Source organism: Methanomassiliicoccus sp. (assembly GCA_012719175.1).
GTDB lineage: Archaea > Thermoplasmatota > Thermoplasmata > Methanomassiliicoccales > Methanomassiliicoccaceae > UBA6.
On sequence record JAAYAX010000011.1, the window covers coordinates 18,610 to 29,950 of the forward strand.

Annotated in this window: 13 protein-coding genes; 9 read left to right on the forward strand and 4 right to left on the reverse strand. The window is 60.2% G+C overall.

Annotated features, from left to right (window positions below; translation table 11 throughout):
* Positions 1–49 precede the first annotated feature (49 nt).
* Genes GXX95_07880 through GXX95_07890 form a run of 3 tightly spaced genes read right to left on the reverse strand, consistent with a single transcriptional unit; the run spans position 50 to position 2,989 of the window.
* Positions 50–976, reverse strand: coding sequence for a carbohydrate kinase family protein (locus GXX95_07880; GenBank protein ID NLT38060.1), 927 nt, complete (start codon positions 974–976; stop codon positions 50–52).
* On the reverse strand, positions 973–2,211 hold the full coding sequence (locus tag GXX95_07885) for an adenosylhomocysteinase (GenBank protein ID NLT38061.1): 1,239 nt from the start codon (positions 2,209–2,211) through the stop codon (positions 973–975). Before GXX95_07885 ends, GXX95_07880 begins: the two co-directional genes overlap by 4 nt.
* Before the next feature lie 31 nt (positions 2,212–2,242).
* Complete coding sequence (locus GXX95_07890; protein NLT38062.1) at positions 2,243–2,989, reverse strand: phosphopantothenate/pantothenate synthetase; 747 nt, start codon at positions 2,987–2,989, stop codon at positions 2,243–2,245.
* Positions 2,990–3,151: 162 nt separating this feature from the next.
* Here GXX95_07890 and GXX95_07895 point away from each other — a divergent pair, with 162 nt between their 5' ends.
* Entirely contained in the window at positions 3,152–3,421 is a 270-nt protein-coding gene (locus GXX95_07895) for an H/ACA RNA-protein complex protein Gar1 (GenBank protein NLT38063.1), read from the forward strand.
* Positions 3,387–4,319, forward strand: a complete 933-nt coding sequence (locus tag GXX95_07900; protein NLT38064.1) for a transcription initiation factor IIB — start codon at positions 3,387–3,389, stop codon at positions 4,317–4,319. Before GXX95_07895 ends, GXX95_07900 begins: the two co-directional genes overlap by 35 nt.
* A gap of 58 nt (positions 4,320–4,377) precedes the next feature.
* On the opposite strand, the gene endA is transcribed toward GXX95_07900, so the two are convergent.
* Positions 4,378–5,499, reverse strand: a complete 1,122-nt coding sequence (gene endA / locus GXX95_07905) for a tRNA-intron lyase (GenBank protein ID NLT38065.1) — start codon at positions 5,497–5,499, stop codon at positions 4,378–4,380.
* 171 nt (positions 5,500–5,670) lie between these two features.
* Between endA and GXX95_07910 the strand changes: the two genes are divergently transcribed.
* The 7 genes from GXX95_07910 (at position 5,671) to GXX95_07940 (ending at position 11,285) form a co-directional block, all read left to right on the forward strand.
* Entirely contained in the window at positions 5,671–6,288 is a 618-nt protein-coding gene (locus GXX95_07910) for a helix-turn-helix domain-containing protein (GenBank protein ID NLT38066.1), read from the forward strand.
* 1 nt (position 6,289) lies between these two features.
* Complete coding sequence (locus GXX95_07915; GenBank protein ID NLT38067.1) at positions 6,290–6,583, forward strand: hypothetical protein; 294 nt, start codon at positions 6,290–6,292, stop codon at positions 6,581–6,583.
* 76 nt (positions 6,584–6,659) lie between these two features.
* Positions 6,660–6,824, forward strand: a complete 165-nt coding sequence (locus GXX95_07920; protein ID NLT38068.1) for a hypothetical protein — start codon at positions 6,660–6,662, stop codon at positions 6,822–6,824.
* A gap of 41 nt (positions 6,825–6,865) precedes the next feature.
* Entirely contained in the window at positions 6,866–9,049 is a 2,184-nt protein-coding gene (locus GXX95_07925) for a CDC48 family AAA ATPase (protein ID NLT38069.1), read from the forward strand.
* A gap of 5 nt (positions 9,050–9,054) precedes the next feature.
* Complete coding sequence (locus tag GXX95_07930) at positions 9,055–9,582, forward strand: Hsp20/alpha crystallin family protein (GenBank protein NLT38070.1); 528 nt, start codon at positions 9,055–9,057, stop codon at positions 9,580–9,582.
* Between the two features lie 106 nt (positions 9,583–9,688).
* Positions 9,689–10,660, forward strand: a complete 972-nt coding sequence (locus tag GXX95_07935) for a transcriptional regulator (protein ID NLT38071.1) — start codon at positions 9,689–9,691, stop codon at positions 10,658–10,660.
* Positions 10,641–11,285, forward strand: a complete 645-nt coding sequence (locus tag GXX95_07940; GenBank protein ID NLT38072.1) for a hypothetical protein — start codon at positions 10,641–10,643, stop codon at positions 11,283–11,285. Before GXX95_07935 ends, GXX95_07940 begins: the two co-directional genes overlap by 20 nt.
* Positions 11,286–11,341 lie beyond the last annotated feature (56 nt).

Genomic DNA, 11,341 nt, shown 5'->3' on the forward strand with positions numbered 1-11,341 from the left:
AATGTTTCGACCTCCAATGATTACCTGGCTACTGAGACCGCGGAATGCATCATCCAGGAAGGCGGGACAGAACAGGCTCGGCCCTGTCCTCCACCATCTCCCAGGTGGGGATGTTGGTGAGCGAGCCCCTGGTCTCGAGGACGAACGAGGCAGTGGCACAACCGTACGCCACCGATTCCAGGAGGCCATGCCCATAGTACTGCCCGGCGTAGAAGCCGGCGCGGAAGGCATCCCCGGCACCGGTGGGGTCCACCACCCTGGTAGGCTTAGCCGCGGGCACCGCCCAAGTGCCTTTGCCGGTGAACACCAGGGAGCCGGCCGCCCCGCAGGTGTTGATGATCGTGCTCACGTCGCCGAGCAGGGCCTCCGGTGAGGTCGCGCCCATATAATTAAGGGCGGTGCGGAGCTCGTTCCTGTTGCAGAAGAAGCGGTCCGCAAGGGGCAGCGCCCTGCGGAACGAGTCCTGGTCCCATATGTGATGTATCTCCTGGGCCGGATCGAAGGACAGGTCCTTCTCCAGCCTCCGGCACTCCTCCATCAGCGGCAGGTAGTGCTCCGGTCTCCCCGTGGAGATGTGAACGAAGCGGGAGTCCCGGACCGCTGCGGCGTTCACGGGGAACTTGCCCATGTCGCGCATGGGCCCCTGATATACAAAGGCCACCTGGTCCTCCTTAGAGTCGGTCACCAGGAGAACGGTGGAGGTCTCGTATCCCTCCACGGTCTTCACGCCCGAGAGATCTACGCCCCTATCCTCCATGAAGCAGCGGAAGTCGGGGGGCAGGTCGGGGCCGACGAAGGAGCACAGGGACGTGGGCACCCCCAGGGAAGCGGCCACGGTAGCTATGTTGGCGCCGGTGCCGCCGTAGTACCGGTGCTTCTCCAGTATGTCCACCGAGGTGTTGGGCTCCGGAAAGTGTTGGAGGCTCATGATCTGGTCCAGGCACACATGCCCGTAGACGGTAAGGAACGGCCTCATGTGCCCTCTTGCCATCCATGGAGGTACTTCCTCTGTTCCGCAGTCAGTTCGTCGATCCTCACGCCCATGACCTCCAGCTTGGTCCTGGCGACCATCTGATCGAGCTCCTCGGGTACGTTGTAGACCTTGGGCTGGAGCGCTGCATGGTCCTTCACCAGGTGCTCCAATGACAACGCTTGAATGGCGAAGCTCATGTCCATGATCTCCACGGGATGCCCCTGCCCGGCGGCGAGGTTCATCAGCCGGCCTTCTGCGATAAGATAGGCGTGACGACCGTCCCTGAAGGTGTACTGGTCCACTGACTCCCGAACTCTAATGGGGGGGCCGGCGAGCTCCTCCAATGCGGTCTTGGATATCTCGTTATCGAAATGGCCGGAGTTGCCCATGACGCACCCGCCCTTCAGGACCTCCAGGTGCTCCCTTCGGACGATGTCCTTGTTCCCGGACGCGGTGATGATTATGTCCGCCATCCTGGCAGCGTCCAGCATGGGCATGACCTCGAACCCGTCCATCTTGGCCTCGATGGCCCTGACCGGATCTATCTCCGTCACGATGACGTTGGCGCCCATGCCCTTGGCCCTCATGGCTATCCCCCTTCCGCACCAGCCGTAGCCAGCGACGACCAGGCGCTTACCGGCGATGAGCAGGTTGGTGGCGTTCATGAACCCGTCGAAGGTGGACTGCCCGGTGCCGTAGCGGTTGTCGAACATGAACTTCATGTGCGCATCGTTGACCGATATGACGGGGAACTCCAGCTTGCCCTCGGCGGCCATGGCGCGTAGGCGCACCACCCCCGTGGTGGTCTCCTCGTTGCCCCCCTTGACGTTCCCCAGGAGCTCGCGGCGGGAAGTGTGAAGGATGGTGATGAGGTCCGCGCCATCATCGATGACGAAGTCCGGCCTGATGTCCAGGACGGCGTTGAGGTTGGCGTAGTACTCCTCGTTGCTCTCGCCCTTCTTGGCATAGGTGTCCAGACCGTAGTGGCTCTGGAGGGCTGCGGCCACGGAGTCGTCGGTCGACAGAGGATTGCAACTGGCCAGGCGGACATCGGCCCCTGCCTCGGCGAGGGTCAGCGCGAGGATCCCGGTCTTGGCCTCCACGTGCAAGGCCATGGCGACCTTGACCCCTTTCAGCGTTCCATCCTCGACCAGGCGCTCCCTTATGGCCTGGAGCACGCCCATATGCGCGCGCGCCCACTCCAGCCGCCTGACTCCCTTGCCGATGAGCTCGTCCATGATACTCAGTTCCGAGGAACGGGGAGCCCCTTTATTTCATTTCGCCTTCCAGCAGCTGGCACATGAGCTTCCTGGAGAGGCGGAGGTTGAGAGAGTTGTCGAACTCCGCGATCAGCCTCCTCCTCTCTGGGACGTCGTGCTCCAGCTCCTTCACCGCCCGCTCGATGTTGGGCACTGCGCGAGTGAGCTCGTCCACGACCGTGACGTGGGATTCCAGGGATGTGCGGGAGAGGGGGTTGAGGTCGACCGCCAGGACCTTCTTGCCGGCTCTCACCAGCGCTCCCGCGCGGTCCCCGTCCTCGAGGGGGATGAGCACCACGTCCGCGGCATAGATCCCCTCGGTGCAGCACATCGCCCGGTCCGAGGCGATGCCTTTCAGCCTGGAGGACTGCACCCGGCCCAGGACATCCTCTCCGCCCAAGCGCTCCAGGTAAGAGACCACCCTCTCCACCCTCTCCGGGCTGCGATGGAATAGGTTGACCTCCACCATGGCGGGGACGGCGCGGGCCAGGGACAGCAGGCCCTCGGCGCACAACCCGGCAGCGTTGCCGTTGATGGTTATCACCGGACGCCTCGCTTCCAGAAGATATGCCGCTGCCGTGCGCTCTGCCAACCGGGCGGTGTCCGAGGTCCTCTCTCCCAGCAAGTAATCGAAGGCCTCTCCCCGCCCATGGGCGATGAGGCCAGTGGGTGCTACGACACCTTCCTTCACCAGGTCCGACATCCTCTCTCTTATCACCAGGGAACGGTAGCGGGGATGGTCCGGGGATATCTCCATGGTGCGAGCATCATCGAGGGTGAACAAATCATTATTGGTATTGAAGCGTACGAAATTATCATTTATGATGGGGGAGACGAAAAATAAATATGTCTATCGGTAGGTTTAAATACTGATTAATCATTGTACTTGAACATACCGGTCTTCAGACCCCTGGTGAATATGAAGCTTTTGGGTGTTATCCAGGAAATAAGTTTTGATGGCAAGCTCATTGTCAGAGGAACTTTCGCGCCCGGTTCCCGGGATAGGATCGTGGACAATAGGAACAAGCCTTTGGGCTACATCCGTAGGGTCTTCGGTCCCGTGGATTCACCTTATATCATGGTCGAGCCGGTAGGACGAAGCAACCTGCTAGCAGCAGTGGGGAAGCAGGTCTACGTCGAGGAGGCCACAAGATATGACAAAGGTAAGAGAAGGGACCGAAGAGATTGAGAAATGCCCTGAGTGCGGTGGAAAACACCTTGTGAGGGATTACGAGAGGGGCGAGCTTATCTGTGAGGATTGCGGTCTTGTCCTGGACGACCAGTTCATCGACCAAGGACCAGAGTGGAGGGCCTTCGACGTAGAGCAGGGAGAGAAACGCGCCAGGACCGGCGCGCCCATGACCTATACGATCCACGACAAGGGTCTGTCCACAGAGATCTCCTGGAAGAACAAGGACAGCTATGGGAAGAGCATCCCTACCAGGAACAGGGCCCAGCTGTATCGTCTCCGCAAGTGGCAGCGCAGGATCAGGGTGTCCAATGCCACGGAGCGGAACCTCGCCTTCGCGCTGTCGGAGCTGGACCGTATGGCCTCGGCCATGGGATTGCCCAGGAACGTGCGCGAGACCGCGGCCATGGTGTACCGAAAGGCGGTCAACAAGAACCTCATCCGCGGCCGCAGCATCGAGGGCGTGGTCGCCGCTTCCCTGTACGCGGCCTGCCGCCAGTGCAATGTCCCCAGGACCCTGGACGAGGTGGCCAACTCCTCCCGTGTGGGAAGAAAGGAGATAGGCCGGACGTACCGCTTCATGACGCGCGAGCTCAAGCTCAAGCTCATGCCCACCAAACCTCAGGACTACGTGCAGAGGTTCTGCTCTGAGCTCAAGCTCACTGGCGAGGTGCAGTCCAAGGCCGCGGAGATCCTCAAGGACGCGGCCAAGAAGGAGCTGACCTCGGGTCGCGGTCCTACTGGCGTGGCCGCCGCTGCCATCTACATCGCCTCCATACTGTGCAACGAGCGCAGGACGCAGAGGGAGGTCGCTGATATAGCGGGGGTCACAGAGGTCACCATAAGGAACCGCTACAAGGAGCTGACGGAGAAGCTGGGCATTGAGATCCAGCTTTGACCTCAAACCCTTTTTTCACATTCTTAACGATCCTCTTTTCCTTCGACTCCCGACTAATCTAAGGTCGGACCCTGGAAAGGCGCATGTACTCGGTGCCGTCCTCCTTGACCCAGGCGAACAGTATCTCCTTCTTGACCCCGTGGGCCAGACGGACCGCGCGGGACATCTCCGGCCAGATGGTCTCATAGTCCTGTGGCACGGCATGCACCAGCCAGCGAGCGTGCGATCTCTCTGGATCGTCCTCGTACACCCGGAAGTGAGAGCCATACTTGAAGCCTGTCTTGACCACCAGGCCTCGGGAGCGCAGATCGTTGTACGCCCTGAGCCGGAGGTCGAAGTCCTGCTGGAACTTCAGCGCCCTCTTCTTGAACCTTTCCAGGGGGACCTTCCTTCCGGAGACAATCGTAGAGACCTCCAGCCGTCCCAGCTCCATGAGGTACGCGGCCTCGATCAAGGAGAGCTGCAGCACCTTACCCAACTTCTTTCCGAAGAAGCCATGGTCGTAGACGCGCTGGGCGGGGCCCTCGTCGAATATCATGACCCGGTCCTCGAGCATAGCCGCCCTGACCGCCGGCCCTTCCCAGGACGTGTCGGCCACACCCTTGGGCTCGCTGCGGTCGGCATGATAGTATGTTATGTCCCCTTCCTCGTCAACTATAGCTATCAGCAGCTCCTTCCTCGTCCGCTCCGAGCGCTTCATACCCTCCATGAAGGGAGCGATCTTGAACACCGAGCGTTCGGATATGGCGGAGACCCAGTTCTTGGTGTGGCTGCTGTTGGGCGTCCCTCCGCGGGGGAACACCCGGAAGTCGAACTCATCGCCCGCAGGCTTCACCAGATAGCCCCGGGAGCGGAGGTCGCGGTAGACGATGTACTTTATCTCAAAGTCCCGGTGGGCGGAGGAGGCCGATGCCACCAGCCGCTCCAGGGAGATGGGCTCGTCGTCCATGACCACCTCCAGTCGGGCGCTCTCCACGAGGTAGATGGCCTCCATCAGGTCCATCTCCAGCCCGCCGCCTGATAACGGATAGCCGTAGAACCCCTTATTGTAGATCTGGCTCGCTTCCGTGGGGTCCTTGATGATGACGCTGTCCTTGACCAGCTCCCCGGGCATGTATCTGGCAGAAACTCCCCGGGGTATTAATCCTTTCCAAGCACCGGGGACCCCCGCCCTAGGCACTTAGTTCTCATCATGTGAGAAGAGAAGGGACCAGGTTTGAAGGTCGTCCTGCCCGGCCAGTGGGCCAAGGGGATCGTTCCGTCAGTTGGCTGTTTTGGGGACAGCTTATTTACCATAGAACGATAATATGAAGTTGTTAACCTGAAGTTAATAAGTAATGAGGTGAGAAGAATGGTGGAGCTTGACGCCCTCCTCTCCGTTATCGAGAACCCCGCGCGCAGAAGGATACTTGAGGCCCTGGTACGAGAGCCACACTACCCCCTACAGCTCTCCAAGGAGCTGGGGATGACCCAGCAGGCGGTCATCAAGCACCTCAAGGTGCTGGAGGCGCAGGGCCTGGTGAAGAGGTACCGGGAGGAGAGCGACCTGGGGGGCCCGATGCGGCACAAGTACTATCCCGCGGTCAACTTCACGATCGTGGTCGACGTGGGCCCCAACATATTCAATGCCAAGCTGGTGAAGAGGGAGCACGTGGCCTTGGCCGCCGAGGAGGCGGTCGATAGCGAGGAGGAGACGGAGACCAGGATAAGAGAGCTCAGGGAGAGGATGGCCGAGATCGACCATAACTTGCTTGCTCTGCAGAAGAAGAGGGAGGAGCTCATAGAGGAGAAAGAGAGGACCATGGACGAGGTCGCTCACCTCATGGCCGAGCAGCCAGATTACCGGCTCCGTAAGGCAATGTACGATTTCATAAACCGCACGGACCTCGATCCCGAGCTGATCCTTAGGGAGCTATCCTTGCAGGACGAGGCCATCGAACGATATCTGAGGCAGTGGCTGGAGGATTGATATGAGCGACAACGTGGACCCGAAAAAGATGGTGGAGAAGTACGTGGAGCAGATGATCAGCATGGCCAAGGAGGCAGGCCATATGCTGGACAAGACCATGAACGCCATGGAGAAAAGCTCCAAGGAGCTCGTGAGCAACATATCTCAGGAGACCAAGGGCAGCACCGAGGAGATGAAGCGCCTGGCCTCTGACGTCATGGGGCAGGTCAGGCAGGACATACCCAAGGTCCGGGCTGAGCTCCACGAGCTGGAGGCCAGGGCGAGGGAGAAGCTTAGGGAGTACGAGCGCAGATAAGGGTAAAATATATATAGAAGTGCAATCATGTACATCTACTAGACAACGTGTAGTTGTCTACTTAGTTGGAGGCACGATGAACCCCGATGTACCCGAGAGGGAGCGCACGCCGGTCCCGAAGCGGCGATGGAAGCCGCTGGACGGCCCCGAGAAGAACGCCCACGCATGGTCAGGCCCCAGTGTGTATGCGAGCGGTTGCGAGATGCAACCAGTCACATGGGATGTGTGGAGCGCACATTAGATGAACAAGTTCAAGGAATTAGATATGGGATGGTGAAAGGAATGGAGTCATCGGAGAAAGTATTGAAGGTCGCCGAGGCCAAATCCAAGGACGCTGAGCGCGGTATCGCTCGCGTCGATCCTGCTGTAATGGAGATATTGGGGATAACGGCCGGCGATGTCATCCAGATCGAGGGCAAGAAGCGGACGGTGGCCATCGTCTGGCCAGGGTATCCCGAGGATGCCAACCGCGGCGTCATAAGGATCGACGGCACCATCCGTCGCAATGCCCAGGCCAGCATCGACGAGAAGGTCGCCATCAGGAAGGTCAATGTAAAGGAGGCCCGCAAGATCCAATTCGCTCCTACCGAGACGCTGCGCATCATGGGTGGGGAGGAGTTCCTCAGCCAGAGCCTGGAGGGAAGGGCGGTCACCCGGGGCGATGTCATCCAGATCAACGTCATGGGGCGCAAGATCGACCTCATAGTGGTGTCCTTCACCCCCACCTCGGATGCGGTCCTGGTCCACCGGACCACCGAGGTCAAGATCAGCGAGAAGCCTGTGAAGGAAGGCACATCCAACATCCCCAAGGTCACATACGAGGACATCGGTGGGCTGGGAGAGGAGGTCAAGAGGGTCAGGGAGATGATAGAGCTGCCCCTCAGGCACCCCGAGCTCTTCGAGAGGCTGGGTGTGGAGGCCCCCAAGGGGGTCCTGCTCCACGGCCCTCCAGGTACAGGCAAGACCCTCCTGGCCAAGGCTGTCGCCGGCGAGACCAGCGCCAATTTCGTGACCATCGGCGGTCCGGAGATAATGTCCAAGTTCTACGGTGAGAGCGAGGAACGCCTGCGGGAGATATTCAAGCAGGCCCAGGAGAACGCTCCGACCATCATATTCATCGATGAGATCGATTCCATAGCGCCGAAGCGTGAAGAGGTCACCGGTGAGACCGAGCGCAGGGTCGTGGCCCAGCTGCTGTCCCTCATGGACGGGCTGGAGGCACGCGGCAAGGTCGTGGTCATCGGCGCCACCAACAGGCCCAACGCCCTGGACCCGGCCATCCGCAGGCCGGGACGGTTCGATCGGGAGATCGAGATCAACCCGCCCAACCGCGAGGGGCGTCTGGACATACTGCAGATCCACACTCGGGGCATGCCTCTGGAGAAGGACGTAGACCTGGAGAAGCTGGCCGACCTCACCCACGGGTATGTGGGTGCGGACCTCTCCGCCCTCACCAAGGAGGCGGCGATGCATTCCCTGCGCCAGATCCTCCCCGAGCTGGACCTGGAGCTGGAGTCCATCCCCATGGAGATACTCAACAAGCTCACCGTCTCCAGGGAGGACTTCGTGGCCGCACTGCGCGAGATGCAGCCTTCCAGCCTCAGGGAGGTGTTCGTAGAGACACCCAACGTCAAGTGGGACGAGATCGGCGGCCTGCAGGATGCCAAGAGGGAGCTGCAGGAGGCCGTGGAGTGGCCGCTGAAGTACGCGGCAGTGTTCGAACATATGAGCGCCACCCCGCCCAAGGGCGTGCTGCTGTACGGTCCGCCGGGAACGGGGAAGACCCTCCTGGCGAAGGCGGTCGCCACCGAGTCCCAGGCCAACTTCATCAACGTGAAGGGGCCGGAGTTCCTGAGCAAGTGGGTGGGCGAATCCGAGAAGGCCGTACGGGAAACGTTCCGCAAGGCCCGGCAGGCCGCTCCCTGCATCATCTTCATGGATGAGATAGATTCCATAGCTCCCGTCAGGGGCGGGGAGGCTGACAGCCATGTCACTGAGAGGGTCATCTCTCAGATGCTCACCGAGATCGACGGGCTGCAGAGCCTCCATAACGTGGTCGTCATCGCAGCCACCAACCGCCCTGACATGCTGGACCCGGCACTGCTGCGTCCCGGCCGCTTCGATCGCCTGGTCAGCATACCTGCGCCCGACCTCGAGGGCAGGAGGCAGATCCTCCGCATCCACACGGCCCAGAAGCCCTTGGCCAAGGACGTTGACCTGGAGGAGCTGGCAAAGAAGACCGATGGCTACACGGGAGCCGACCTGGCCGCCCTCACCAACGAGGCGGTCATGCTGACCATCAGGTCCCTGGTTGCCAAGGGCAAGGAGATGTCTCCCGAGGAAATCAAGGAACACAAGATATCCATGACCTTCTTCCTCCAGGCGCTGGAAAAGGTCAAGCCCATGTCCAGGACCGACCTGGGGAAGCTGCCGCGGATCAGGGAAGATTACGTTTACGTGAGGTGATGAAAATGGCTGACGACAAGAAGAAAGGACGCCGGACTTCCTGGGACGACCTCTTCGGCAACTTCGATGAGGAGTTCGAGGAGATGCGGCAACGGATGGACGCCCTCATGGATGGGTTCCTCAGCGGGAAGATCGACCCCAGTGTGACCCAGCCCATCGTCTACGGGTTCTCCATGCGTATGGGACCGGACGGGAAACCGCACATCAGCGAGTTCGGCAACACCGCGCCTGACAGCGTCCAGGTGGAGGGTGTCCGGGAGCCGCTGACCGACATCATCGAGGAGAAGGAGCGCATCCGCGTCATCGTGGAGCTGCCGGGCGTGGACAAGGAGGATATCCAGCTCAATGTTGAGGATAACCTCCTGGACATCTCCGTGGACCGCGAGGACCGCAAGTTCTCCAAGCAACTGGAGCTGCCGGCGGCAGTGGACCCCGATTCCACCTCGGCGTCGTACAAGAACGGCGTGCTGGAGGTCATCTTGAACAAGGTGGCCCCGAAGAGGCGAGGGCGAACTGTCAAGATCGACGGATAAGGGTGCGGAAACCTCTTACCTTTCCTTCATTTTTTTACCCAGTTCAGCTTCACTGGCCATACTCTTTTTCCTTGGAAAATGCTCATATAGAAGTTCACGTGTATAGATGGTCGTGCAGAGAGATGAGTTGATCGAGGCTGTACGCTCTGTACTGGCCAAGTCCGGTTTCTTCGTCTCCCGACCTCTGGCCATGAGGGGCATCAGCTTTGATGTGGTCGCAAGGCGCGACGATACCCTCCTGATCATCAAGATACTCAGCAATGTCGATGCCTTCTCCAAGGACAATGCCGAGGAGATGCTGACCTTGGGCGAGGCCCTGGGGGCCTCCCCGCTGCTGGTGGGCGAACGCTCCGGTTCGGGGGATATAGACGAGAGCATCGTCTACTCCAGGTTCGGGGTGCCCATCATCTCCCTCACCACGCTCTCCGACCATCTCTTGGAGGGTGTGCCTCCGTTCATCTTCGCCGCCCCCGGGGGGCTCTACGTCAAGCTGGACAGCGACATGATGAAAAGGCTGAGGGAGGAGAGGAGCATATCCCTGGGAACCCTGGCAGAGATAGCTGGAGTCTCGCGCCGAACGATACAGATGTACGAGAACGGGATGGGGGCGATGATAGATGTCGCGATCCGCCTGGAGGAGTTCCTCAAGCAACCCATCGTCCTGCCGGTGAACCCTTTCCAGCACTGTGCTCCCTCCAAGCCTAAGGAGAAGGAAAAGACGCCACCAGCCTCGGACATCTTCGGCACGGAGGTCTTCCAGCAGCTGAACCGCATGGGGTTCTCCATCCTGCCCGTCACCCGCTGCCCCTTCGAGGCGTTGAGCAAGGATAGACATATCATCATACTCACAGGACTGGGGAGGGATGACGGCAAGCTAAAGGAAAAGGCCATGGCCGTATCCGACATATCCAAGGTGACCGAACGCAGCTCGGTCATCTTCATCGAAAGGTCCCGCAGCAAGCATAGCATCGGAGGTACTCCCATCGTGGGCAAGGACGAGCTCCGGAAGATCACCGAGGCTTGCATCCTGTATGATCTGGTGGGGGAAAGGGAGAACGATGCGAAACATAAGGATTGAGGCGGCGGACATCACCCTTCTGCCCGTCGTTAAGGGGCTTGTCAGCGAGGAGGAGACCGTGTCCCGTATTTTCGATGAGATGCGCCCTGACGTCATCGCCATATCCATATCACGGGAGGACCTGGAGGGTCTGCACCGCCGTGAGGACTATGACAAGTATGAGCCCAGCGACCTCGAGATAATTTACCAGGCGTTCCTGGAGAGCTTCGGCGAGGTCCGCATACCTCCGCCGGCGTACGTCCGCGCGCTGGAGATATCGGAAGAGAAGGGGACGCCCATAATCCCCATTGACATGAACGAGGAGCTGTACACCGAGACCTACTGCCAGAAGGTGCGCACCCGGGACATGATAAGGGAGTCCTACTTCGCACGTCGGGCTACGGGGAAGACCTTCGACCTGTCCAGCCCTGATGCCTTCGCCCGCAGCTGGGACGCCAGGGTCAACAAGGCCCGAGGGTTCAGGGAGCTGGAGCGGGCACGTGAGGTGCACATGGCCAACACCCTGCGGCGGCTCGGAGGCAAGTACTCCCGGGTACTCGCGATCATAGAGTGCGAACGCCTGGATGGCGTGGCGCGAGCCCTGGAGGATGGTGGTCCTGCGAACCAGGACACTCTCATTAAATAATTACCGTACAATGCCAGCTCATGCAGGATGGGGTTCCCCCGAAGGGAAGATGGGGA